Source organism: Enterobacter sp. BIDMC109, from assembly GCF_001037885.1.
Classification (GTDB): Bacteria; Pseudomonadota; Gammaproteobacteria; order Enterobacterales; family Enterobacteriaceae; genus Enterobacter; species Enterobacter hormaechei_C.
Genome location: NZ_KQ090002.1, coordinates 3,391,423 through 3,415,848, shown reverse-complemented (window position 1 = coordinate 3,415,848; position 24,426 = coordinate 3,391,423). Strand labels below are relative to the sequence as shown.

The following is a 24,426-nucleotide window of genomic DNA, read 5'->3' as shown; positions in this document are numbered from 1 at the left end:
TTAATCCTCCAGCGTGGCGTATTGCATGATTTTTTCCTGGGTGGCGTGCTCAGCCTCTATTTCGCCGGCAATGCGGCCGCTGCGCATCACAAGTATGCGGTCGCACATTCCTAATACTTCCGGCAGTTCGGATGAAATCATGATGATCGATTTACCTTTAGCGACAAGGCGGTTCATTAGTTCATAAATTTCCAGCTTGGCGCCAACATCAATTCCCCGGGTTGGCTCATCAAAAATTAAAATATCGGTATCTTTACAGACCCAGCGGGCAATAATGATCTTCTGTTGATTACCGCCGCTTAAATTCAGTGCCGCCTGTTCCAGATGCGGCGTTTTTATTCGCAGCGCATCCACCAGTTTCTGACTGGACACCCGGCAGCGTTTTTCATCGACATTACCCGCGGCGCCGGCGTAGTCCGGGTAATTGCCGAGCATAATGTTCATCTCAACGGAAAGGCCGAGGGCGAGTCCCTCTTTTTTGCGGTCTTCTGTTAAATAGCTGATGCCTTTCTCAATGGCGTCAGCCACGTCTTTAATCCGTGTGGGGGTGCCGTTCAGCGTCAGGGTACCGGCGTCGATCGCATCGGCGCCAAACAGGGCCCGGCCCAGTTCCGTTCGGCCTGCGCCCATTAAGCCAGCGAGGCCGAGGATCTCACCGCGCCAGAGGGTAAAGTTGATGTCGTGCAGTACACCATTTCGCGTCAGGCCATTCACCTCCAGCACTTTTTCTCTGCGCTGATGCGGCGGGCGTTTTGGGTAGATGTTATCGAGATTGCGGCCAACCATCATGGCGATAAGCTCGCCGATCTGAACCGTTTCATAATCTACGGTGGCGATGTATTGTCCGTCGCGCATGACGGTCGCGCGATCGGCGATCAGCGCCAATTCTTCCAGACGGTGCGAGATGTAGACTATCCCCGTGCCCTGAGCCTTGAGCATCCGCGTGACGTCAAATAAACTCTCGATTTCACTTTCGGTCAGCGCGGCGGTGGGTTCATCCATGATTAGCACTTTGGCATTGACCGAAATCGCTTTGGCAATTTCCACCATCTGCTGCTGGGCTACGGTTAATTCACTGACGCGGGCGTCCGGGGCGATTTTTAAATTCAGCGTGTGCAGTATTTTCTCAACCGCCTGTCGCTGGGCGCGTTTATCTAACTGCCAGCGACTATTTTTGCAGAATTCACGGCCAATAAAGATATTCTCTTCCACGGTTAAATCGGGAAAGAGATTAAATTCCTGATGGATAATCGTAATACCTGCGTGCTGAGCACTTAGCGGATCGCTGAATGATACGGATTGCCCTTCAAAGCGAATTTCACCGGAATCGGGTTGGTAAACACCGGATAATATTTTCATCAGCGTCGATTTGCCAGCACCGTTTTCACCTAACAGGGCATGAACTTCGCCGCGGCGTAAATCGAAATCAACCTGATTCAGCGCCAGCACGCCGGGAAAGCGTTTGGTGATGCGCGTCATCTGAATAAGAGTCTCTGACATTGCAAAATTCCTGTGTTGGAAAGGCAATGAATCACAAGCCACAGTGATTTAGTTATTAAGCTAACTCGACTTAGCTTTCGTCCTTAAAAGCTATTTTAGGGTCATAATTTAGCCAAATCATTTGTATTCAAATTGTGACGTCGTGCAAAGGTATTTTGTTATTTAATTGAATTTAAACGATATTTTTAGTTTTTGCTGAATCGTAATACCTGACACTGATCGAATTTTGACCTCTCATCGTGAAACTGCTCACAGATCCTGCACATTTATCTTGTCTCATTTTTAGTGAGAACCCTAAGCTAATTCGAGTTAGCAGATTTCACCGCTTTCCGTTCACGGTGCTGCCCGGGCGCTTTTTCACGGCTATGCCCCTGAGACGGATAGGTTAACCAACGTGAGGAAGGGCTATGAAAACGATAAAAGCGTTACCCCGGATTGGCATTCGACCTGTTATTGATGGCCGCCGAATGGGCGTACGTGAGTCTCTGGAAGAGCAGACCATGAACATGGCGAAAGCCACGGCGGCGCTACTCAGTGAAAAATTACGCCACCCCTGCGGTACGCCCGTAGAGTGCGTAATTGCCGACAGCTGCATTGCCGGAATGGCGGAATCCGCCGCTTGCGAAGAGAAGTTCAGCACGTGCCACGTTGGTCTGACGATCACCATCACCCCCTGCTGGTGTTACGGGAGTGAAACCATTGATATGGATCCGCTGCGCCCGAAAGCGATCTGGGGCTTTAATGGCACCGAGCGTCCGGGGGCGGTATACCTCGCAGCGGCGCTGGCAGCGCATAACCAGAAAGGGATCCCGGCGTTTTCCATTTACGGCCACGATGTACAGGATGCGGGCGACGAGACCATCCCGGCAGACGTTGAGGAAAAATTGTTGCGCTTCGCCCGGGCGGGCCTGGCGGTCGCCAGCATGAAGGGGAAAAGTTATCTGTCGGTGGGCGGTGTCTCAATGGGGATCGCGGGCTCGATTGTCGATCACAACTTCTTTGAATCCTGGCTGGGGATGAAGGTGCAGGCGGTGGATATGACCGAACTGCGTCGCCGCATCGATCATAAGATTTACGACGAGCAAGAACTTGAGCTGGCCCTGAGCTGGGCGAAGGCACATTTCCGTTTCGGCGAGGATAAAAACGCAGAGCAGTATCGTCGCAATGAACAGGAAAATGCCGCGATCCTGCGGGAGAGCCTGCTAATGGCGATGTGCATCCGCGACATGATGCAGGGCAACCCTAAACTCGCTGCGATGGGCCGCGTGGAGGAATCGCTGGGCTATAACGCCATTGCGTCCGGTTTCCAGGGGCAGCGCCACTGGACGGATCAGTATCCAAATGGTGATACCGCAGAGGCGCTGCTGAACAGCTCTTTCGACTGGAACGGTATTCGCCAGCCGTTGGTAGTGGCGACGGAAAATGACAGCCTTAACGGGGTAGCGATGCTGTTTGGGCATCTGATGACCGGCACCGCGCAGATTTTTGCTGATGTACGCACCTACTGGTCGCCGGAGTCGGTTGAGCGTGTTACCGGCCAGAAGCTCACTGGACGGGCTGAGCACGGCATTATTCATCTGATCAACTCCGGCTCGGCGGCGCTGGACGGTACAGCGGAGCAGAAAAACGCCGAGGGGAAACCGACCCTGAAACCACACTGGGACATTACTGAGCAGGAAGCCAACGCGTGCCTGGCCGTAACCCACTGGTGTCCGGCGGTGCATGAATACTTCCGCGGGGGCGGTTTCTCATCAAACTTCCTCACCCGGGGTGGCGTGCCATTTACCATGACCCGCGTAAACCTCATCAAGGGTGTGGGTCCGGTATTACAGATAGCGGAAGGCTGGAGTGTTGAGCTGCCGGAACACGTACATGACATTCTGAATAAGCGCACCGATTCAACCTGGCCCACCACCTGGTTTGCCCCACGCCTGACCGGTAAAGGCCCGTTCAGCGACGTCTATTCAGTGATGGCGAACTGGGGCGCTAACCACGGGGTATTAACCGTCGGGCACGTCGGCGCTGATTTCATCACCCTGGCGTCCATGCTACGCATCCCTGTATGCATGCATAACGTACCGGAGGCGCTGATTTATCGGCCGACGGCCTGGGGCGCTCACGGTATGGATCCGGAAGGGCAGGATTACCGCGCCTGTGAAAATTACGGACCGTTATACAAACATTAAGCCGGCCTGCCAGCCTGCTCCGGCGGGCTGGCAGCCTGTGGGGACCGCGATGAAAAAATGTTTTCTGGTTCTCGATTGTGGCGCGACGAACGTGCGCGCCATTGCACTGGATCCTGAAGGGAATATTGTGGCGCGCGCCGCGGTGGCGAACGAAAGCGAAAGCGCCGCTGAAAATCCGGCCTGGCACCAGTGGTCGCTCGACGCCATCATGCAACGGTTTGCCGTCTGTTGTCAGAAAATCAGCGCAGCGCTGAGCGAGCATCAGCTGTGCGGAATGAGTGTGACGACCTTTGGCGTGGATGGCGCACTGGTAGATGAGCGGGGAGAACTGCTTTACCCGATCATCAGCTGGAAGTGCCCGCGAACCGTGCCGGTGATGGAAGCGGTTGCCCGTTCATGCTCCCCGGCAGAACTACAGCAGATCACCGGCGTTGGGCAGTTTAGTTTTAACACGTTGTATAAGCTAGGCTGGCTTCAGGACAACCATCCCGATCTGTTACAGCGTGCTCACGCCTGGCTTTTTATCTCCTCGCTAATCAACCATCGTCTGACCGGAAAGATGACGACCGATCTCACGATGGCCGGTACCAGTCAGATGTTCGATCTGCATCAGCAGCGCTTCAGTGAAACGATCTTAAGCAAGATCGGCGTGCCTCATTCCCTTTTCCCGCCGCTGGTTTCCCCCGGAGAAAGGATTGGTGAATTGCGGCCCGACGCTGCATCCAGGCTCGGATTGCCTTGCGGTGTGCCGGTGATCTCCGCCGGGCACGACACGCAGTTTGCCCTTTTTGGCGCCGGGGCGGGAATTAATGAGCCAGTTCTCTCTTCGGGTACCTGGGAGATTTTAATGGCGCGCACCACGCAGGTTGATACCGCTTTGCTGGGGCAATACCCGGGTGCGACCTGCGAACTGGATAGCCGGACGGGGCTCTATAATCCGGGAATGCAATATCTGGCGTCTGGCGTACTGGAGTGGATCCGCGCGCTGTTCTGGTCGCCTGGTACCGACTGGGACACTATTCTGGCTCAGGCGGCGGCAATTCCGAACGGCGCGGATGGCGTCACGATGAATACCCAACTGCTCGATTCTCCACTCGCCGGCTGGCAGGGCGTTACGCTCACCACAACGCCAGCCCATTTTTACCGCGCAGCCCTGGAAGGACTCACGGTGCATCTGCAAGAAAAATGCCTGGCGCTGGAGGCGATCGCGCAATTTAAGGCGCGTGAACTCCTGCTGGTGGGGGGAGGTAGCCGCAATATGCTGTGGAATCAGCTCAAGTCCAATGCGCTTGGGATCCCGGTGAAGGTTCTTGAAGAGGCTGATACGACCGTGCTGGGGGCGTCTTTGTACGGATGGTGGGGCGTCGGAGAAACGGCCAGCGCTGAGGCTGCTCGCGATCGGGTCCACTATCGTTACCGTTATTTCTATCCTGAGGAGCAACCTTGTGCTTAAAACGATATCCCCTCTGATTTCACCCGAGCTGCTGAAAACGCTGGCAGAAATGGGTCATGGTGACGAGATTATTTTTGCAGATGCTCACTTTCCCGCGCACAGCCTGGGGCCAAAGACGATCCGCGCAGATGGCCTGCTCATCAGCGATTTGCTGGCCGCGGTGATACCGCTGTTTGAACTGGACAGCTATGCGCCACCGCTGGTGATGATGGCCCCTGTCGACGGGGATACGCTCGATATACAGGTAGAAGCGCGCTATCGCAACGCACTTTTTGGTGAGGCGGAAGGGGAGGGGGTTACGCGTATTGACCGTTATGCGTTTTATGCGCGGGCACAGAAAGCGTACGCCATCGTGGTGACGGGCGAGACCGCGAAATACGGCAATATACTGTTAAAGAAAGGGGTTACGCCGTACCAATAAAAAACGCCGGGCTAAACCCGGCGTTTTTACATCAGTCTTCTTACCAGACGTAAGTCAGCAGGTGTTGTGAATCTGGCACCATGAAGTCTACGGACATCATCACGGACAGTGAGGTGATGGCGACAATCGAGAACACAAACAGCTTGCGTGCCCAGACCTTGTCATCTTCCACTTTATAACCGCGCAGGGCCATGCCGAGCCACCATACGCTCACCGCAGCTGCTACCACCAGATATTTATATCCGGCGTAACCGCCCAGAGAGAGCATCAGCGTTGCCACGGCAAAAGCGATGATGTAGAGCGTGATGTGGTTCTTGGCAACCGAAATGCCTTTCACGACCGGCAGAACCGGAATGTTCGCCGCCTGATAATCCTTAAAGCGGAAAATCGCGATGGCGTAGGAGTGCGGCATCTGCCACAGGCTAAAGATAGCCAGCAGGATGAGCGCACCGCTGTCGAACTCGTTCGTGACGGCGCAGTAGCCAATCACCGGCGGCGCCGCGCCGGAGAGAGAACCAATCAGCGTGCCGTAGACGGAGTGACGTTTCATATACAGGCTGTAGACGCCCACATACACCACGAACCCCATCACCCCCAGCCAGCAGGCCAGCGGGTTAGCACCAAACCACAGCAGCATAAAGCCAGCAATACCCAGCAAGGTGGCGTACACCAGCGAGACGGAAGGAGCAATCAGGCCTTTAACCAGCACCCGATTTTTGGTCCTTTCCATCTTCTTGTCGATATCCATGTCGATGTAGTTGTTAAATACACAACCGGACGCAACCACCAGTGACACACCGACCAGCGTGTAAATAAAGAGGGTGTAATCAATGCTGCCTTTAGAGGCCAGCAGGAACCCTCCGATTACGGAGATCAGGTTGCCAAAGATGATGCCTGGTTTCGTGACTTGCAGGTATTGCTTAAACATACTCGCCGCTCTTAGTGAACCATCATGTTGTAGTTAAGGTTCCACATAATCCAGATGGAACCGACTACCAGGATAGCGATGATAATCACGGTAAAGATAAAGGCCGTCATGTTCCAGCCTTCATCGGACTTGGTGTTCATGTGCAGGAAGCAAACCAGATGCACCAGAATCTGAATCACCGCGGTCACCAGGATTGCGCCCAGGATAACCGGCTTAGATGCAGAACCGTTCATCACCATCCAGAACGGGATCACCGTCAGAATGATCGACAGGATGAAACCTGTCATGTAGGTTTTTACGCTGCCGTGGGAAGCGCCATGATCGTTAGAATGACTCATTACATCGCCCCCATCAGATAGACAACAGAGAACACACAGATCCATACCACGTCCAGGAAGTGCCAGAACAGGCTCAGGCACATAATACGGGTACGGTTAGTACTGGTCAGGCCGCGACGGGAGATCTGGAACATCAGCACCGCCATCCAGATCAGACCCGAGGTCACGTGCAGACCGTGGGTGCCTACCAGCGCGAAGAACGCTGACAGGAAGCCGCTACGATCCGGGCCGAAACCTTCCATGATCAGGTGATGGAATTCATAGATTTCCATCCCGATAAAGCCAGCACCAAACAGCCAGGTCAACGCCAGCCAGGAGACAACCTGGCTCTTGTTGTTTTTGTACATGGCGATAGCCGCCATGCCGTAGGTGATGGAGCTGAATAACAGCAGTGCGGTTTCAACCAGAACGAACGGCAGTTCAAAGATGTCCTTACCGGTCGGGCCGCCCGCTGTGCCGTTCACCAGAACGGCATAGGTTGCGAACAGACAGCAGAACAGGATGCAGTCGCTCATCAGGTAGATCCAGAAACCGAAGACTTTCGTCGGTCCTGTATCATGGTGCGCATGTTCATGCGCGTGGGCAGTTGAGTGCGCCAGAGTATCAGTTGCCATTTTTCAGCCCCGCTTTAGAAATCTCGTCAAAATGCTGGTTTTCCAGCTTTTCAACTTCACGGACTGGTACGTAGTAGTCCACGTCCTCGTCAAAGCTCTTCACAATCCAGCTGATTACGATGCCAGCGAAGCCAACAATCGCCATCCACCAGATGTGCCAGATCATTGCGAAACCAAATACCGTTGCGAAAGCGGCAATAACCATGCCCGCGGCGCTGTTTTTCGGCATATGGATCTCTTCGTAATGCTCAGGTTGCTTGTACGCTTCACCTTTTTCTTTCATTTCCCAGAATGCATCACGCTCGTGAATGTGCGGCACTACGGCAAAGTTATAGAACGGAGGCGGAGAAGAGGTCGCCCACTCCAGCGTACGACCACCCCACGGGTCACCGGTCAGGTCGCGGTTCAGGTTACGGTCACGGATAGACACGTAGTACTGAATCAGCTGGCACAGAATACCGCAGGCAATCAGCGCTGCGCCGCCCGCTGCAACCATCAGCATTGGGTGGAACTGCGGATCGATCTGCTGGCTCAGACGACGGGTCATCCCCATGAAGCCCAGCACGTACAGCGGCATAAACGCCACGAAGAAGCCGATGATCCAGAACCAGAACGCGCGTTTACCCCATTTTTCGTTCAGGGTGAAACCGAACGCTTTTGGCCACCAGTAGGTCACACCAGCGAAGCAGCCGAAGACCACGCCACCGATGATAACGTTATGGAAGTGCGCAATCAGGAACAGACTGTTGTGCAGAACGAAGTCAGCACCTGGTACCGCCAGCAGTACGCCGGTCATCCCACCTACGGAGAAGGTCACGATGAAGCCGATGGTCCACAGCATAGCTGAGTGGAACACGATACGACCCTGGTACATGGTGAACAGCCAGTTGAAGATCTTAACCCCGGTAGGGATCGCGATAATCATGGTGGTAATACCGAAGAAGGCGTTTACGTTGGCACCCGCACCCATGGTGAAGAAGTGGTGCAGCCAGACGATGAACGACAGGACGGTAATACATACGGTTGCCCACACCAGAGAGGTGTAACCAAACAGGCGTTTACGCGAGAAGGTTGCCGCGATTTCGGAGAACACACCGAACACCGGCAGAACCAGGATGTACACTTCCGGGTGACCCCAGGCCCAAATCAGGTTGATGTACATCATCATGTTGCCACCCATATCATTCGTGAAGAAATGGGTACCCAGATAGCGATCCAGGGTCAGCAGCGCGATGGTGACGGTCAGAATTGGGAACGACGCGATAATCAGGACGTTGGCGCACAGAGATGCCCAGGTAAATACTGGCATCTTGAACATCGTCATACCTGGTGCACGCATCTTCAGGATGGTCACGAAGAAGTTAATACCGGTCAGGGTGGTACCGACACCGGAGAGCTGAAGCGCCCAAATCCAGTAGTCAACGCCCACGCCCGGACTGTACTCAATTCCCGACAGCGGCGGGTAGGCCAGCCAGCCAGTCTGAGCAAATTCGCCCACACCCAGTGATAGGTTAACCAGGATAACGCCGACAACCGTGAACCAGAAGCTCAGGTTGTTCAGGAACGGGAACGCAACGTCGCGCGCGCCGATTTGCAGCGGAACGACCACGTTCATCAGACCGATTACCAGCGGCATCGCCACGAAGAAGATCATGATAACGCCGTGGGCGGTAAAGATCTGATCGTAGTGGTGCGGTGGCAGGAAGCCGGCTTCGCCCGCAGACGCAAGCGCCTGCTGGCTACGCATCATGATTGCATCCGCAAAGCCACGAATTAACATGACGATACCGACGATGCAGTACATGATACCGAGTTTTTTGTGGTCAACCGAAGTCAGCCACTCATTCCACAGGTAGCTCCACTTACCGAAGTAAGTGATCAGGCCAACTAAGGCCGCGCCACCAATGATAATTGCAGCCACCGTAACCATAATAATCGGTTCATGGTAGGGCACTGCATCCAGTGTCAATTTTCCGAACATTTTCTTCCTCGGCCCCTTAGTGAGCGGTTTCCGCGTGGCTCATGTCCATGCCTTCCATACCCTGGTGCGTGTTGTGCTCGCCTTCAGGCTGGGTCATGTCCATGCTCATGCCGTGATCCATAAATTTGCCAATAACGTCTTTGAACAGATTCGGTTTCACGTTAGAGAAGTACTCCACCTTGTTGTATTCGCTAGGTGCAGCCACTTTTTCGAACGCCGCCATGTCAGACATGGTGTTTGGAGACTGCTTCGCTTTTGCAACCCACTGGTCGAAAGTCGCGCGGTCTGGCGTAGCGATAGCTTTGAACTTCATACCCGAGAAGCCCGGGCCACTATAGCTGGCGGAGATACCGTCGTAGGTGCCTGCTTCATTCGCGATCAGGTGCAGGTTAGTCTGCATACCGGCCATCGCGTAAATCTGGCTGCCCAGACGTGGGATGAAGAAGGAGTTCATTACGGAGTTGGAGGTCACTTTGAACTGAACCGGAGTGTTCGCCGGGAAGGCGATTTCATTCACGGTAGCAATGCCCTGTTCTGGATAGATGAAGAACCATTTCCAGTCCATGGAGACCACTTCAATGGTAATAGGTTTTTCATCGTGAACCAGCGGTTTGCTCGGCTCAAGTGCGTGAGTGGTTTTCCAAGTCAGTACAGCAAGGAACAGGATGATCAGAATAGGTACCGTCCAGACCACAGCTTCCACTTTATTGGAGTGTGACCAGTTAGGGCTATACTTCGCATCTTTATTGCTCGCACGATACTTCCAGGCGAAACCAACAGCCATCAAGATGGCAGGAATAACCACAATCAACATCAGGCCAAAAGCCGTCAGTATCAATGAACGTTGTTCCAGTCCAATCTGTCCTTTGGGGTCTAGTAGTGCAGAATCGCAGCCACTGAGTAATACAGTGCCTGCGAATAATGACAACCATCCCAAACTTTTATTGTATTTCCTGAGTCTCATTTAACGACCTCAATTCCACGGGAGTCTGGTGGCGTTTAAAGTGTGGGGGCATTTTACGGGAAGGTTACATTACTGTAAACATCATTAGCCCTGTGTCAGGAAGGTGTTACCGGGTTCTGCCGCACATGTCACAAGTGTTGCAAATTATGTCGCGTTTTCCGGGGGAAGCCGCACGGAGCGGGCGTTATAACGAAAGGGTGCCCCAGCATACCGCAAAAGGGACAATTGGTATAACCATTGTGAAAAATATACAAATAATTAACAATTAATTATCAATAAAAAGACAACTAAAAAACGAAAATTCAATCTTTCGAATGCTGAATCGTTTAACGGAAAATAGCGTAGCGAAATAAGCTCCAATAATTTCCGAATGCTATCCCGCACAAAACAACAAATATTTTTTTTTGCCGATGGCGGTTATTTCGCCGTTATAATTTCGTGTCGTTATTACAACGGGAAATAACCTTTCGCTTTTTACTTCATGTCATCTGCGTTTTCCGCAATGACATGAAATCCAGCATCCCACCGGTCAGGATACCCACGATGGCGAGTAACACCCCTGCATCAAGCAGCTGGGTTTCAAACGGAAGCGACAAGGTGGTCGTCGCATTCAAGATGAGTACCGCGAGCCACACTATCAGCGCAAGACAACCAGCCATCAGCAGACGCAGGGCAAACCGATAGGCAGCCTGATATTCCGTGCGCGGCATGAAGTGTTCCGTCCGCTGGGTATATTCCAGCGTCTGGCGACAGACCAGCAGCAATAAAATCCCCGGCACCGCCGCCACCACCGAGAAGAGATAAAACGTCGGCCAGCCGTGAGCTTCAACAAACCAGCCCGCGACGGGGCCAACGTATACGCGCCCGACGGCAGAAAGGGCAGACAGTAGCGCAAATTGGGTGGCGGAAAATGACTTATTGCACAGCGTCATCAGCAGGGCGACAAATGCCGCAGTGCCCATACCGCCACACAGGTTTTCAAAGAATACCGCCGTCGCCATGCTGATCATATGCTTGTCGGTGATCGACAGCAGCCAGTAACCGGCATTCGATGCGCCCTGAAGGATGCCGAAGATCAGCAGAGCGCGGAACAGCGTCAGGCGCTGCATCAATACACCGCCGTACAGCGCGCCGACGATCGTGGCAAACAGTCCCAGGGTTTTGTTCACCACGCCGACTTCGCCCGCATCAAACCCGACGCCGCGGATCAGGAAGGTGGTGGTCAGACTCATGGCGAAAGCGTCGCCAAGCTTATAAAGGACAATCAGCAGCAGGATCAGCCAGGCATTATTGCGACCAAAGAAGTCGCGGAGCGGTGCGGCGACGGCCTGCTCCAGCGAGCGGGGGACCGGAATCACATCGCTCGGTTCAGGCGCGAATAGCGTGGCAATAATGCAGGGGATCAGCAGAGCGGCCATCAGCCAGTACATTCCCTGCCAGCCGAGATAGCGGTCGGCAAGCCAGAGGGCCAGCCCGCCGGAAACCAGCATACCCAGGCGGTAGCCAAGCACGCTGATTGCCGCACCGGCGCCACGCTCTTCCGCTGGCAGGACGTCCGTCTTCCAGGCGTCAAAAACAATGTCCTGCGAAGCGGAGCAGAAGGCGATCACCACCGCAAGCGCGGCCATCCAGCGCAGCTGTGTTGACGGCTCAAGGAAACCCATTGCGGCAATGGCCAGCAACAGCAGCACCTGCGTCATCACTAACCAGCCGCGACGGCGCCCGAGGAACGGTGGGGTATAGCGATCCATCACCGGCGACCACAGGAACTTAAAGACGTAAGCCTGGCCGACGAGCGAGAAGAAACCTATGGTTTTAAGATCGATGTTCTCAACCGTCATCCACGCCTGTAACGTGCCGGAGGTGAGCGCAAGGGGTAAACCGGAGGCGAAACCAAGGATCAGCAGAATAGCTGATTTCGGTTGCTGGAAAATACGTAAGTAGTGACTGGACATGTTCTTATGAACTGACCCGGTGAAGCACCGGGTCAGTCAGCAGGATTAACGGGCGTTCTGCTTGATGAAGTCGTGAATGCTGGTGTCCTGTGCCATGTCGGCAATGGTGTCAGTCAGCACACTGTTAACCGCGTCAGCGATATTTTTGTTGGAGGCCTGGAATGCGCCTTCAACGGAATAGCTTGCACGGTAGTTTTTGTTCATTTTATTGCCGTTCTTCGCGGTAGCAATGATGGCGATATCGGCTTTGGTCGCAATGTTGTAGCGAACGTTACCCTGGGAGACGTCAGCGTACAGGTTGTTCACGATGATTTGCAGATCAACCGCGCCGCTTGGGCCAATCATGTAGCCACGGGAGGTCATCTGTTTTTCCAGCACTTCCTGCAACAGGAAGCGCAGGTCGCGGGAGGCGGTCAGCGTGACCTGCTGGTTGTCGCGAGTCACTTTCGCCAGCGCCTGGTCCTGACGCTGATCGGCGCCATTAATGCTGACTGTGACGCCCATCAGGCTTGGATCCTGCTGAGGCAGGGTAATTTTTGGTGAAACGTCAATGGTCGTCGGCGGAGTCGCGCAGCCGGCGAGCATAAAGAGTGCTACCAACGGAAAGAAGAGTTTTTTTAACATTTTCGGGTTCTCAACGAATCGTAAGCAAAGAGAGAAAAATTGCCGCCATCATAACATCGCTAACGGCCAGGGGAAGTGGTCAACGCATGTAAATTCATCGCCTTGTCCGAAAACTGACCACCTTTCCGCTTTTCTCTGCCTGTAAGTGACAAAACGTATGAACCTCATAGTGAACTTCATTCGTTTGGATGAGAAAATCAGACGAAAGCTAAATATTTGTTGTCAAGGTGTAATGGAACCGGTAAAAGCGGCTAATATTTAAAGGGATGGGTGACACCTTAGCGTTGTCGGAGGAGTGATTTCATGATGATACGTGAACAGATAGAAGAAAAATTAAGGGCAGCGTTCAACCCTGTGTTTCTCGAAGTTGTCGACGAAAGCTATCGTCATAACGTGCCGGCAGGTTCTGAAAGCCACTTTAAAGTGGTTCTGGTCAGCGATCGCTTCACGGGAGAACGTTTCCTGAACCGACACCGCTTGATCTACAGCACCTTGACGGAAGAACTCTCCACAACCGTACATGCGCTGGCGCTGCATACCTACACCATTAAGGAATGGGAAGGGCTACAGGATACGGTATTCGCATCACCGCCTTGTCGGGGTGCAGGCACCATCGCCTGATAAATCGGATTTGCAACCGCCGGAGTTTTTCCAGTATGTTGCTTACAGATTTCGTCAAAACGGCCTTCGGGCCGTTTTGTTTTGTCTGAGTTTTGAGCGGATGGCGCGTTTTTAAGGCTAAAAATAGCCTTAAAGTGTGAAAAAAGCCGCAGCAACATGCTCCAACCGTTCTCGACTCACCTAAGTGATGCCGCTATAATGCCGCGTCTTATTGAATGTCTTCGGGATGATTCTGGCGACAGGGAATGTGAATCTGCACATAAGAGAGCATCCCGGTATAACAGACAGATTCAGAGTTGACCGAGCACTGTGATTTTTTTGAGGTAACAAGATGCAAGTTTCAGTTGAAACCACTCAAGGCCTTGGCCGCCGTGTAACGATTACTATCGCTGCTGACAGCATCGAAACTGCTGTGAAAAGCGAGCTGTTCAACGTAGCAAAAAAAGTACGTATTGACGGCTTCCGCAAGGGCAAAGTACCAATGAATGTTGTTGCTCAGCGTTATGGCGCTTCCGTGCGTCAGGATGTGCTGGGTGAACTGATGAGCCGCAACTTTATCGACGCGATCATCAAAGAAAAAATCAATCCAGCCGGCGCGCCGAACTACGTTCCAGGTGAATACAAGCAGGGCGAAGACTTCACCTACTCCGTAGAGTTCGAAGTGTACCCGGAAGTTGAGCTGAAAGGTCTGGAATCTATCGAAGTTGAAAAACCGATCGTTTCCGTGACTGACGAAGACGTTGACGGCATGCTGGATACCCTGCGCAAGCAGCAGGCGAACTGGAAAGAGAAAGAAGGCGCTGTTGACGCGGAAGACCGCGTAACCATCGACTTCACCGGTTCTGTAGACGGCGAAGAGTTCGAAGGCGGTAAAGCGTCTGACTTCGTACTGGCGATGGGCCAGGGTCGTATGATCCCAGGCTTCGAAGACGGTATCAAAGGCCACAAAGCGGGCGAAGAGTTCACCATTGACGTGACCTTCCCTGAAGAATACCACGCTGAAAACCTGAAAGGTAAAGCAGCGAAGTTCGTTATCAACCTGAAGAAAGTGGAAGAGCGCGAACTGCCAGAACTGACTGAAGAATTCATCAAGCGTTTCGGCGTGGAAGATGGTTCTGTTGCGGGCCTGCGTACCGAAGTGCGTAAAAACATGGAGCGCGAGCTGAACGGCGCTGTACGTAACCGCGTGAAGTCTCAGGCGATTGAAGGTCTGGTGAAAGCGAACGACATCGACGTTCCTGCTGCCCTGATCGACAGCGAAATCGACGTTCTGCGCCGTCAGGCTGCACAGCGCTTCGGTGGCAACCAGCAGCAAGCGATGGAACTGCCACGCGAGCTGTTCGAAGAGCAAGCGAAACGTCGCGTTGTTGTTGGCCTGCTGCTGGGCGAAGTGATTCGTACCCACGAGCTGAAAGCTGACGAAGAGCGTGTGAAAGGCCTGATCGAAGAGATGGCTTCTGCATACGAAGACCCATCAGAAGTGATCGAGTTCTACGGTAAGAACAAAGAGCTGATGGACAACATGCGCAACGTCGCACTGGAAGAGCAGGCTGTTGAAGCGGTACTGGCGAAAGCGAAAGTGACCGAAAAAGAGACCTCTTTCACCGAACTGATGAACCAGCAGGCGTAATTTCGCCCCGACGGTTTAAAGTTTGAACAAAAAACCCGTTGCCCTCCGGCGACGGGTTTTTTTTATCACAGCTTTAGTCCTGGAAGGGTGCTAAAACGCCCTTTCAGTGTTAGCGTTACAACAAAACGTTGTTATGCTTGAAATAGGGCATGGCGACCCCCATTAGTATGTAATCACGATGATTGAGACTGGCTGATAATCCGTCCATAAGGTTACAATCAGTACAGCAGGTGTTTTCAATTTTGAACCAGGAGACGGAAATGTCATACAGTGGCGAACGAGATAACTTTGCACCCCATATGGCGCTGGTGCCAATGGTTATTGAACAGACCTCACGCGGTGAGCGTTCTTTCGATATCTATTCCCGTCTGCTCAAGGAACGCGTTATCTTTCTGACCGGCCAGGTGGAAGACCATATGGCTAACCTGATCGTGGCGCAGATGCTGTTCCTGGAAGCGGAAAACCCGGAAAAAGACATTTACCTGTACATCAACTCGCCAGGCGGTGTGATTACGGCGGGTATGTCAATTTATGACACCATGCAATTCATCAAGCCGGATGTCAGTACCATCTGTATGGGGCAGGCGGCATCCATGGGTGCTTTCCTGTTAACCGCAGGGGCGAAAGGTAAGCGTTTCTGCCTGCCTAACTCCCGCGTGATGATTCACCAGCCGCTGGGTGGTTACCAGGGCCAGGCGACGGATATTGAAATCCACGCCCGAGAAATTCTGAAAGTAAAAGCGCGCATGAATGAACTTATGGCGCAGCATACGGGTCAACCTCTCGAGCAGATCGAGCGCGATACCGAGCGCGATCGCTTCCTCTCTGCACCAGAGGCAGTTGAGTACGGCTTAGTCGACTCCATTTTGACCCATCGTAATTGATGCCCGCGACGCGAGTGTGCCGCTATACTAAGGTAGGGCGGAACGTTGCCTGTAAGCAGCTTGCGTCTGAGAATGGCATTTGCGTCGTCATGTGCGGCACATAGAACTTAAAAAGAGGTTTGGACTCATGACAGATAAACGCAAAGATGGTTCGGGCAAACTGCTGTACTGCTCTTTTTGCGGCAAAAGCCAGCATGAAGTGCGTAAACTGATTGCCGGGCCGTCCGTGTATATCTGCGACGAATGCGTCGATTTATGTAACGACATCATTCGCGAAGAGATTAAAGAAGTCGCGCCGCACCGTGAGCGCAGCGCGTTACCAACGCCACACGAGATTCGCCACCACCTGGACGACTATGTCATTGGTCAGGAGCAGGCGAAAAAAGTGCTGGCGGTGGCGGTATACAACCACTACAAACGTCTGCGTAACGGCGATACCAGCAATGGCGTAGAGCTGGGCAAAAGTAACATTCTGCTGATCGGGCCTACGGGTTCTGGTAAAACCCTGCTGGCGGAAACGCTGGCGCGCCTGCTGGATGTTCCGTTCACCATGGCGGATGCCACCACCCTGACCGAAGCCGGTTATGTGGGTGAAGACGTTGAAAATATTATCCAGAAGCTGCTCCAGAAGTGCGATTACGACGTACAGAAAGCCCAGCGCGGGATCGTCTATATCGATGAGATCGACAAAATCTCCCGTAAATCAGACAACCCGTCGATCACCCGTGACGTCTCGGGCGAGGGCGTGCAGCAGGCGCTGCTGAAGCTGATCGAAGGTACGGTTGCGGCTGTTCCACCGCAGGGTGGGCGTAAACATCCGCAGCAGGAATTCTTGCAGGTTGATACCTCCAAGATCCTGTTTATCTGTGGTGGTGCGTTTGCAGGCCTGGATAAAGTGATCTCTCACCGTGTGGAAACCGGCTCCGGCATTGGTTTTGGCGCAACGGTGAAAGCCACGTCTGAAAAACCAAACGAAGGCCAGCTGCTGGCGCAGGTTGAACCGGAAGATCTGATCAAATTCGGTTTGATTCCGGAATTTATCGGCCGTCTGCCGGTTGTGGCGACCCTGAACGAACTGAGCGAAGACGCGCTGATTCAGATCCTGAAAGAGCCGAAAAACGCGCTGACCAAGCAGTATCAGGCGCTGTTTAATCTGGAAGGCGTTGAGCTGGAATTCCGTGACGAAGCACTGGACGCGATTGCCAAGAAAGCGATGGCGCGTAAAACCGGTGCCCGTGGCCTGCGTTCTATCGTAGAAGCAGCATTGCTCGACACGATGTACGATCTTCCTTCTATGGAAGACGTTGAAAAAGTCGTGATCGACGAGTCCGTCATTGGTGGCCAGTCCAAGCCGTTACTGATTTACGGTAAACCGGAAGCGCAGCAGGCATCTGGCGAATAATTCACCATTTCATACAATCAGTTAATCAAAAAGGGGGGATTTTATCTCCCCTTTACTTTTTCCGTATTCATGGCGTTGAATGTATGGGAAACATCCCCATATACTGGATTACATGTTAATGGTTGTGTGAAGCACAGTTACATGACCAGTTTACCTGGCGGACACTAAACTAAGAGAGAGCTCTATGAATCCTGAGCGTTCTGAACGCATTGAAATCCCCGTATTGCCGTTGCGCGATGTGGTGGTTTATCCGCACATGGTCATACCCTTATTTGTAGGGCGGGAAAAATCTATCCGTTGCCTCGAAGCCGCCATGGATCATGATAAAAAAATCATGTTGGTCGCGCAGAAGGAAGCATCAACGGATGAGCCGGGTGTAAACGATCTTTTCACCGTCGGGACCGTGGCCTCTATTTTGCAGATGCTGAAGCTGCCAGACGGCACCGTGAAGGTGCTGGTGGAAGGCTTACAGCGTGCGCGTATTACCACTCTGTCAGACGATGGCGAGCACTTCTCTGCGAAGGCAGAGTACCTTGATTCACCGGAACTTGATGAGCGCGAACAGGAAGTGCTGGTACGCACCGCGATCAGCCAGTTCGAAGGCTACATCAAGCTGAATAAGAAAATCCCACCTGAAGTGCTGACGTCGCTGAACAGCATCGACGATCCTGCACGTCTGGCGGATACCATCGCTGCGCACATGCCGCTGAAGCTTGCCGACAAACAGTCCGTGCTGGAAATGTCCGACGTTAACGAACGTCTGGAATACCTGATGGCGATGATGGAGTCTGAGATCGATCTGCTCCAGGTTGAGAAGCGCATTCGCAACCGCGTCAAAAAGCAGATGGAAAAATCGCAGCGTGAGTACTATCTGAACGAGCAAATGAAAGCCATTCAGAAAGAGCTCGGCGAGATGGACGATGCGCCGGATGAAAACGAAGCGCTGAAGCGTAAGATCGACGCGGCGAAGATGCCGAAAGAGGCGAAAGAGAAAGCCGAAGCTGAGTTGCAGAAGCTGAAAATGATGTCTCCGATGTCGGCAGAGGCGACCGTCGTGCGCGGCTATATTGAGTGGATGGTGCAGGTTCCGTGGAATGCCCGCAGCAAGGTCAAAAAAGACCTGCGTCAGGCGCAGGAAATCCTCGATACCGACCACTACGGCCTGGAACGCGTGAAAGACCGCATTCTTGAGTACCTCGCGGTACAGAGCCGTGTGAACAAAATCAAAGGCCCAATCCTGTGCCTGGTAGGGCCTCCAGGCGTGGGTAAAACCTCTCTGGGCCAGTCCATCGCCAAAGCGACCGGACGTAAGTATATCCGTATGGCGCTGGGCGGCGTACGCGATGAAGCGGAAATCCGCGGCCATCGTCGCACCTATATCGGTTCCATGCCGGGCAAGCTGATCCAGAAGATGGCGAAAGTGGGGGTTAAAAACCCGCTGTTCCTGCTCGATGAGATCGACAAAATGTCTTCGGACATGCGTGGCGATCCGGCGTCGGCGCTGCTGGAAGTGCTTGATCCAGAACAGAACGTGGCGTTCAGCGATCACTACCTGGAAGTGGACTACGACCTGAGCGATGTGATGTTCGTGGCGACCTCCAACTCCATGAACATTCCGGCCCCGCTGCTGGACCGTATGGAAGTGATCCGTCTCTCCGGTTATACCGAAGATGAGAAGCTGAACATTGCTAAGCAGCACCTGCTGCCGAAACAGATTGAGCGTAACGCGCTGAAAGCCAACGAGCTGACCGTCGAGGACAGCGCGATTATCGGCATCATTCGCTATTACACCCGTGAAGCGGGCGTGCGTAGCCTTGAGCGTGAAATCTCCAAACTGTGTCGTAAAGCGGTGAAACAGCTGCTGCTGGATAAGAGCCTGAAACACATTGTGATTAACGGCGACAATCTGCATGCGTACCTTGGCGTTCAGCGCTTCGACTACGGTCGTGCAGACAACGAAAACCGCGTTGGTCAGGTGACCGGTCTGGCATGGACGGAAGTGGGCGGCGATCTGCTGACCATCGAAACCGCCTGTGTCCCGGGCAAAGGCAAGCTGACCTACACCGGTTCACTGGGTGAAGTGATGCAGGAGTCCATCCAGGCGGCGCTGACCGTGGTGCGCGCGCGCGCGGAAAAACTGGGTATCAACCCGGATTTCTACGAAAAACGCGACATTCACGTTCACGTTCCGGAAGGGGCGACGCCGAAAGATGGCCCAAGCGCGGGTATTGCCATGTGTACGGCGCTGGTTTCCTGCCTGACAGGGAACCCGGTTCGTGCTGATGTGGCCATGACCGGTGAAATTACGCTGCGTGGTCAGGTACTGCCTATCGGCGGGTTAAAAGAAAAACTGCTGGCGGCACACCGCGGTGGGATCAAAACCGTATTGATCCCTTACGAAAATAAACGCGATCTGGAAGAGATTCCGGACAACGTTATTGCCGATTTGCAGATCCATCCGGTGAAACGCATTGAGGAAGTTCTGACTCTCGCACTGCAAAATGAACCGTCCGGAATGCAGGTTGTGACCGCAAAATAGTGACCTCGCGCAAAGAGCGCCAATAAAAACAAGGCTGGTAAGTCATTTCGTACTTGCCAGCCTTTTTTTGTATAGCTAATTTAGATTGCTGATTGGGTTAGCCATCAACAACGGGTGTTGTAAGGTCATAGCAGGACTGATATAACTGCTGCGCGGTCGCGCTGTGAAGGATTCAGGTGCGATATAAATTATAAAGAGAGGAAGAGAACAGTGAATAAATCTCAACTGATTGACAAAATTGCTGCGGGTGCTGATATTTCTAAAGCTGCAGCGGGACGTGCTTTAGATGCTTTAATTGCTTCTGTTACTGAATCTCTGCAAGCTGGGGACGACGTTGCACTGGTAGGCTTCGGTACTTTTGCGGTTAAAGAGCGTGCAGCCCGTACTGGCCGCAACCCTCAGACCGGTAAAGAGATCACCATTGCTGCCGCTAAAGTGCCGGGTTTCCGTGCAGGTAAAGCGCTGAAAGACGCAGTAAACTGATTGCTTTCCCGCTCCAGGGAAGCTGAAAAGTACAAGGGCGCATCGTTTGATGTGCCTTTTTTGTTTGTCCAGACCTGATTTGTGCGAGTTTATGCGAGTTGTGGGCTGACAATTGCCCTGTTTTCTTGTCACAATACGCCTTTACGCGCGACGGTCAGGATTTTCCGTCAGCGTCAGGTAACCAGTCACCTACAGCGGAGTGTTGTTACACCATGATGGACAGCTTACGCACGGCTGCTAACAGTCTCGTGCTCAAGATTATTTTCGGTATCATTATCGTGTCGTTCATATTGACCGGTGTGAGTAGTTACCTCATCGGCGGTGGCGCGAACTACGCCGCAAAAGTGAATGGCCAGGAAATTAGCCGTGGGCAGTTCGAGAACGCTTTTGCTGGTGAACGTAACCGCATGCAGCAGCAACTGGGCGACCAATACTCTGAACTTGCAGCCAACGAAGGCTATATGAAAAACCTGCGTCAGCAGACGCTGAACCGCCTTATCGACGAAGCGCTGCTGGATCAGTACGCGAAAAGCCTCGGTCTGGGCATCAGCGATGAGCAGGTTAAAAAAGCCATCTTCTCGACGCAGGCTTTCCAGTCTAATGGGAAGTTCGACAACGCGCGTTACAACAGCATTGTTAACCAGATGGGTATGACGGCTGACCAGTACGCTCAGGCGCTGCGTAACCAGTTGACCACGCAACAGCTGATCAACGCGGTGGTGGGCACCGATTTCATGCTGAAAGGCGAAACTGAAGAGCTGGCGGCACTGGTGGCGCAGCAACGCGTGGTGCGTGAAGCGACGATTGATGTCAACGCACTGGCAGCGAAACAGCAGGTTAGCGACGCTGAAGTTAATGCTTACTACGAGCAAAACAAGAACAACTTCATCTCTCCGGAACAGTTCCGCGTAAGCTATATCAAGCTGGATGCAGCTGCGATGCAGGAAAACGCGACTGACGCCGAGATCCAGTCTTATTACGACCAGCATCAGGATCAGTTCACTCAGCCGCAGCGTAACCGTTACAGCGTGATCCAGACCAAAACGGAAGCAGAAGCGAAAGCCGTGCTGGACGAGCTGAACAAAGGCGCTGATTTCGCCACCTTAGCGAAAGCAAAATCCACCGACATTATTTCTGCCAAAAACGGCGGTGATATGGGCTGGCTGGAAGAGTCCACTACCCCGGACGAGCTGAAAAATGCAGGCCTGAAAGAGAAAGGCCAACTGTCTGGTGTAATCAAATCCTCCGTTGGTTTCCTGGTGGCGCGTCTGGACGATGTTGTGGCGGCGAAAACCAAGCCGCTGGCTGACGTTCGTGATGATATCGCTGCGAAAGTGAAGCAGGAGAAAGCGCTGGACGCCTTCTATGCTCTGCAACAGAAAGTGAGCGATGCCGCAAGCAACGACAATGAATCACTGGCGGGTGCTGAGCAGGCTGCTGGCGTTAAAGCGGTTGAGACGGGCTGGTTCAGCCACGAAAACCTGCCGGAAGAACTGAACTTCAAACCAGTTTCAGATGCCATTTTCAATGGTGGTCTGGTCGGTGAGAACGGTACGCCGGGCAGCAACTCAGACATCATTACCGTTGACGGTGACCGTGCGTTCGTACTGCGCGTCAGCGAGCACAAAGCCGAGGCAGTGAAGCCCCTGGCGGAAGTGAAAGATCAGGTGGTGGCGCTGGTCAAACACAACAAAGCGGCACAGCAGGCAAAACTGGATGCAGAGAAAATTCTGGCCGATCTGAAAGCCGGTAAGAACGATGCGCTGAAAGCGGCTGGCCTGAGCTTTGGCGAAGCAAAAACGCTGAGCCGTACCGGTCAGGATCCTGTCAGCCAGGCGGCGTTTGGCCTGAGCCTGCCGGCGAAAGACAAACCTGTCTTTGGCACCACGACCGATATGCAGGGTAACGTGGTGCTTCTGGCGCTGGATGAAGTAAAAGCCGGTACGCTGCCAGACGCGCAGAAGAAGGCCATGGTTCAGGGAATTACCCAGAACAATGCCCAGATTGCTTTCGAAGCGATGATGAGCAACCTGCGTAAAGAAGCCAAAATCAAACTGGGTGATGTGGTCACTCAGGAGCAATAATTACGTATCTGCTCGCAGATTTTCGTAACGCTCTGCAAAAACTAAAGGCCGCTTTCGCGGCCTTTTCCATTTCTGCAATCTGTTGTTTGTCCCTGTTTTCCCGTGCGGTTATTGTGGCGTGGCTGTCAACAAACAAGGAGAAAACAGCATGAAATGTGGAATCAAAGCACTGTTAATTACACTGGCTATTGCCACTTCCGGGATGAGTGCGGGCGCGCTGGCGGCGTCCCCCTCGGTTAAAGCGCAGGCTGCACAAAACCAGGCCGATGCAACGTCACAAGGTCATGTTAAAGCCAACGCGACGGCCAGCACGAAAGCCATTGAGGACGAGGGTACGCGGGTCAGTATCAATACTGCCTCTGCGGACGATCTTGCCCGCGTTATGAATGGTGTGGGTCTAAAAAAAGCGCAGGCCATCGTCAGCTATCGTGAAGAGTATGGCCCTTTCAAAACCCTTGACGATCTCAAGCAGGTGCCGGGTATGGGCAGCGCGCTGGTTGAGCGCAATCTCGCACACCTGACGCTGTAATCGCGTAATCACTTGCACTGCGGCAAAAATTTGCCAGGATAAAGAGGTCATACCAGTTATGACCTCTGAACCTATAACAACGAAAGGCTATTGCGCTATGCAGACACAAATCAAAGTCCGTGGTTATCACCTCGATGTTTACCAGCACGTCAATAACGCCCGCTACCTTGAATTTCTTGAAGAGGCGCGCTGGGACGGCCTGGAGAACAGCGAAAGCTTCCAGTGGCTGACCGCACACAACATCGCGTTTGTGGTCGTCAATATCAACATTAACTACCGCCGCCCGGCTGTGCTGGGGGATGTGCTCACCGTGACCAGTGAGGTCCAACAACTGAATGGCAAAAGTGGTGTATTGAGCCAGGTCGTTACGCTGGAGCCAGAAGGGCAGGTGGTGGCCGATGCGCTGATCACCTTTGTCTGTATCGATCTCAAAACCCAGAAAGCGTTGCCGCTGGAAGGGGAGTTGCGCGAAAAGCTGGAGCTGATGATCGCGTAAGAAATGTTCAGGAATAACTGTGCTGTCGACACTTACCGTTCGACAGCACGGTCAGGTAGCCCTTATTTCAGCCCGGTCTTTTTCTGCATCGCGGCCATCACGCCCGCTTTATCCGCAAAATAATGATTCAGACCGTTCGCGCGCAGGTTACAGGCGGCACACTGCCCGCAGCCGTCCCCTTTAATGCCGTTGTAGCAGGTCAGGGTCTCGTTGCGAACAACATCCAGCTTGCCCCAGTAGTCGGCCAGGGCCCAGGTTTCAGCCTTATCCAGCCACATCAGCGGCGTTTCGAAGCGGGTCTCTTTTGCCATTCCCAGATCGACAGCGTGATTGAGTGCTTTCACGAATTCATCCCGGCAGTCCGGGTAGCCAGAGAAGTCGGTCTCACATACGCCCGTGATCACCGCTTCGGCTTTCACCTGGTAGGCATAGATCGCCGTCAGGGTCAGGAAGAGAATGTTGCGGCCCGGTACGAAGGTGCTCGGAATGCCGCTGGCATCCGGTTCGTAATCAGGCACTGGAATGCTGTCGCGGGTGAGGCTGCTGACGGCCAGTTCATTTAACAGCGTCACGTCCAGCACTTTATGAGCGCGGGCGCCCAGTTTGAGGGCCAGTTCACGAGCGACATCGATTTCAGCGCGATGACGCTGACCATAATCAAAAGTGACGCAGTGCACTTCATCATACTGGTGAAGCGCCTGAATCAGGCAGGTGGTGGAATCTTGTCCTCCGCTGAACACGACGACGGCACGTTTCATAGATCATCTCGACAGTTACAGTAAAAGCGTCATGTT

At 53.3% G+C, this 24,426-nt stretch carries 21 protein-coding genes; 12 read left to right on the top strand and 9 right to left on the bottom strand.

Annotated features, from left to right (window positions below; genetic code table 11):
- Positions 1-1,500: a sugar ABC transporter ATP-binding protein gene (locus SK62_RS16150; RefSeq protein ID WP_047718589.1), complete on the bottom strand. Its 1,500-nt coding sequence runs from the start codon at positions 1,498-1,500 to the stop codon at positions 1-3.
- A gap of 407 nt (positions 1,501-1,907) precedes the next feature.
- On the opposite strand from SK62_RS16150, the gene fucI reads away from it, so the two are divergent.
- From fucI to fucU, 3 genes are read left to right on the top strand one after another with little or no spacing between them, the layout of a single operon-like run.
- Entirely contained in the window at positions 1,908-3,686 is a 1,779-nt protein-coding gene (gene fucI, locus SK62_RS16145) for an L-fucose isomerase (RefSeq protein ID WP_047718590.1), read from the top strand.
- A 49-nt stretch (positions 3,687-3,735) separates the two neighbouring features.
- The gene (fucK, locus tag SK62_RS16140) at positions 3,736-5,139 is read left to right on the top strand and encodes an L-fuculokinase (protein WP_045339437.1); all 1,404 of its coding nucleotides are present in this window, start codon (positions 3,736-3,738) and stop codon (positions 5,137-5,139) included.
- Positions 5,132-5,560 (top strand): L-fucose mutarotase, encoded by a 429-nt coding sequence (fucU, locus tag SK62_RS16135; protein ID WP_017694412.1) that lies wholly within the window; start codon positions 5,132-5,134, stop codon positions 5,558-5,560. The genes fucK and fucU overlap by 8 nt, the downstream gene beginning before the upstream one ends.
- Before the next feature lie 40 nt (positions 5,561-5,600).
- On the opposite strand, the gene cyoE is transcribed toward fucU, so the two are convergent.
- From cyoE to SK62_RS16095, 7 genes are all read right to left on the bottom strand, one after another.
- Positions 5,601-6,488, bottom strand: a complete 888-nt coding sequence (cyoE, locus tag SK62_RS16130) for a heme o synthase (RefSeq protein ID WP_017383188.1) — start codon at positions 6,486-6,488, stop codon at positions 5,601-5,603.
- A gap of 11 nt (positions 6,489-6,499) precedes the next feature.
- The gene (locus SK62_RS16125) at positions 6,500-6,826 is read right to left on the bottom strand and encodes a cytochrome o ubiquinol oxidase subunit IV (RefSeq protein ID WP_006809888.1); all 327 of its coding nucleotides are present in this window, start codon (positions 6,824-6,826) and stop codon (positions 6,500-6,502) included.
- Complete coding sequence (locus SK62_RS16120) at positions 6,826-7,440, bottom strand: cytochrome o ubiquinol oxidase subunit III (RefSeq protein WP_003859057.1); 615 nt, start codon at positions 7,438-7,440, stop codon at positions 6,826-6,828. Before SK62_RS16120 ends, SK62_RS16125 begins: the two co-directional genes overlap by 1 nt.
- Positions 7,430-9,421: a cytochrome o ubiquinol oxidase subunit I gene (gene cyoB, locus SK62_RS16115; RefSeq protein ID WP_017383189.1), complete on the bottom strand. Its 1,992-nt coding sequence runs from the start codon at positions 9,419-9,421 to the stop codon at positions 7,430-7,432. Before cyoB ends, SK62_RS16120 begins: the two co-directional genes overlap by 11 nt.
- A gap of 16 nt (positions 9,422-9,437) precedes the next feature.
- A complete protein-coding gene (cyoA, locus tag SK62_RS16110; RefSeq protein ID WP_006809886.1) occupies positions 9,438-10,385 on the bottom strand; it encodes a cytochrome o ubiquinol oxidase subunit II in 948 nt (315 codons plus the stop codon).
- Between the two features lie 479 nt (positions 10,386-10,864).
- On the bottom strand, positions 10,865-12,340 hold the full coding sequence (gene ampG, locus SK62_RS16100) for a muropeptide MFS transporter AmpG (protein ID WP_047718592.1): 1,476 nt from the start codon (positions 12,338-12,340) through the stop codon (positions 10,865-10,867).
- 45 nt (positions 12,341-12,385) lie between these two features.
- Positions 12,386-12,964, bottom strand: coding sequence for a lipoprotein (locus SK62_RS16095; protein ID WP_003859052.1), 579 nt, complete (start codon positions 12,962-12,964; stop codon positions 12,386-12,388).
- Between the two features lie 303 nt (positions 12,965-13,267).
- Here SK62_RS16095 and bolA point away from each other — a divergent pair, with 303 nt between their 5' ends.
- The 9 genes from bolA to SK62_RS16050 all read left to right on the top strand — a co-directional run bounded on the left by bolA (position 13,268) and on the right by SK62_RS16050 (position 23,632).
- Positions 13,268-13,585 carry a transcriptional regulator BolA gene (gene bolA / locus SK62_RS16090; RefSeq protein WP_003859051.1) on the top strand — a complete coding sequence of 106 codons (318 nt, stop codon included), beginning with the start codon at positions 13,268-13,270 and terminating at the stop codon, positions 13,583-13,585.
- 331 nt (positions 13,586-13,916) lie between these two features.
- Complete coding sequence (gene tig, locus SK62_RS16085) at positions 13,917-15,215, top strand: trigger factor (protein WP_048249733.1); 1,299 nt, start codon at positions 13,917-13,919, stop codon at positions 15,213-15,215.
- A gap of 260 nt (positions 15,216-15,475) precedes the next feature.
- Positions 15,476-16,099 (top strand): ATP-dependent Clp endopeptidase proteolytic subunit ClpP, encoded by a 624-nt coding sequence (gene clpP, locus SK62_RS16080; protein WP_006809880.1) that lies wholly within the window; start codon positions 15,476-15,478, stop codon positions 16,097-16,099.
- 127 nt (positions 16,100-16,226) lie between these two features.
- Positions 16,227-17,501, top strand: coding sequence for an ATP-dependent protease ATP-binding subunit ClpX (clpX, locus tag SK62_RS16075; RefSeq protein ID WP_015571275.1), 1,275 nt, complete (start codon positions 16,227-16,229; stop codon positions 17,499-17,501).
- A 184-nt stretch (positions 17,502-17,685) separates the two neighbouring features.
- Positions 17,686-20,040, top strand: coding sequence for an endopeptidase La (gene lon / locus SK62_RS16070; RefSeq protein ID WP_014882775.1), 2,355 nt, complete (start codon positions 17,686-17,688; stop codon positions 20,038-20,040).
- Between the two features lie 210 nt (positions 20,041-20,250).
- Positions 20,251-20,523: a nucleoid-associated protein HU-beta gene (gene hupB, locus SK62_RS16065; protein ID WP_002444653.1), complete on the top strand. Its 273-nt coding sequence runs from the start codon at positions 20,251-20,253 to the stop codon at positions 20,521-20,523.
- 212 nt (positions 20,524-20,735) lie between these two features.
- Positions 20,736-22,607, top strand: a complete 1,872-nt coding sequence (gene ppiD / locus SK62_RS16060) for a peptidylprolyl isomerase (protein WP_017383192.1) — start codon at positions 20,736-20,738, stop codon at positions 22,605-22,607.
- A gap of 148 nt (positions 22,608-22,755) precedes the next feature.
- Complete coding sequence (locus SK62_RS16055) at positions 22,756-23,136, top strand: helix-hairpin-helix domain-containing protein (RefSeq protein ID WP_017383193.1); 381 nt, start codon at positions 22,756-22,758, stop codon at positions 23,134-23,136.
- A gap of 97 nt (positions 23,137-23,233) precedes the next feature.
- Positions 23,234-23,632 carry a YbgC/FadM family acyl-CoA thioesterase gene (locus tag SK62_RS16050; protein WP_017694410.1) on the top strand — a complete coding sequence of 133 codons (399 nt, stop codon included), beginning with the start codon at positions 23,234-23,236 and terminating at the stop codon, positions 23,630-23,632.
- Positions 23,633-23,694: 62 nt separating this feature from the next.
- Here the strand turns inward: SK62_RS16050 and queC are convergent, their stop codons facing one another.
- A complete protein-coding gene (gene queC / locus SK62_RS16045; protein WP_045327595.1) occupies positions 23,695-24,390 on the bottom strand; it encodes a 7-cyano-7-deazaguanine synthase QueC in 696 nt (231 codons plus the stop codon).
- Positions 24,391-24,426: the final 36 nt, after the last annotated feature.

Bases quoted from the DNA above. Each gene is read 5' to 3' on its own strand.
- SK62_RS16150 (WP_047718589.1), bottom strand. From the start codon at position 1,500: ATGTCAGAGACTCTTATTCAGATGACGCGCATCACCAAACGCTTTCCC.
- fucI (WP_047718590.1), top strand. From the start codon at position 1,908: ATGAAAACGATAAAAGCGTTACCCCGGATTGGCATTCGACCTGTTATT.
- fucK (WP_045339437.1), top strand. From the start codon at position 3,736: ATGAAAAAATGTTTTCTGGTTCTCGATTGTGGCGCGACGAACGTGCGC.
- cyoE (WP_017383188.1), bottom strand. From the start codon at position 6,488: ATGTTTAAGCAATACCTGCAAGTCACGAAACCAGGCATCATCTTTGGC.
- SK62_RS16125 (WP_006809888.1), bottom strand. From the start codon at position 6,826: ATGAGTCATTCTAACGATCATGGCGCTTCCCACGGCAGCGTAAAAACC.
- SK62_RS16120 (WP_003859057.1), bottom strand. From the start codon at position 7,440: ATGGCAACTGATACTCTGGCGCACTCAACTGCCCACGCGCATGAACAT.
- cyoB (WP_017383189.1), bottom strand. From the start codon at position 9,421: ATGTTCGGAAAATTGACACTGGATGCAGTGCCCTACCATGAACCGATT.
- cyoA (WP_006809886.1), bottom strand. From the start codon at position 10,385: ATGAGACTCAGGAAATACAATAAAAGTTTGGGATGGTTGTCATTATTC.
- ampG (WP_047718592.1), bottom strand. From the start codon at position 12,340: ATGTCCAGTCACTACTTACGTATTTTCCAGCAACCGAAATCAGCTATT.
- SK62_RS16095 (WP_003859052.1), bottom strand. From the start codon at position 12,964: ATGTTAAAAAAACTCTTCTTTCCGTTGGTAGCACTCTTTATGCTCGCC.
- bolA (WP_003859051.1), top strand. From the start codon at position 13,268: ATGATGATACGTGAACAGATAGAAGAAAAATTAAGGGCAGCGTTCAAC.
- tig (WP_048249733.1), top strand. From the start codon at position 13,917: ATGCAAGTTTCAGTTGAAACCACTCAAGGCCTTGGCCGCCGTGTAACG.
- clpP (WP_006809880.1), top strand. From the start codon at position 15,476: ATGTCATACAGTGGCGAACGAGATAACTTTGCACCCCATATGGCGCTG.
- clpX (WP_015571275.1), top strand. From the start codon at position 16,227: ATGACAGATAAACGCAAAGATGGTTCGGGCAAACTGCTGTACTGCTCT.
- lon (WP_014882775.1), top strand. From the start codon at position 17,686: ATGAATCCTGAGCGTTCTGAACGCATTGAAATCCCCGTATTGCCGTTG.
- ppiD (WP_017383192.1), top strand. From the start codon at position 20,736: ATGATGGACAGCTTACGCACGGCTGCTAACAGTCTCGTGCTCAAGATT.
- SK62_RS16055 (WP_017383193.1), top strand. From the start codon at position 22,756: ATGAAATGTGGAATCAAAGCACTGTTAATTACACTGGCTATTGCCACT.
- SK62_RS16050 (WP_017694410.1), top strand. From the start codon at position 23,234: ATGCAGACACAAATCAAAGTCCGTGGTTATCACCTCGATGTTTACCAG.
- queC (WP_045327595.1), bottom strand. From the start codon at position 24,390: ATGAAACGTGCCGTCGTCGTGTTCAGCGGAGGACAAGATTCCACCACC.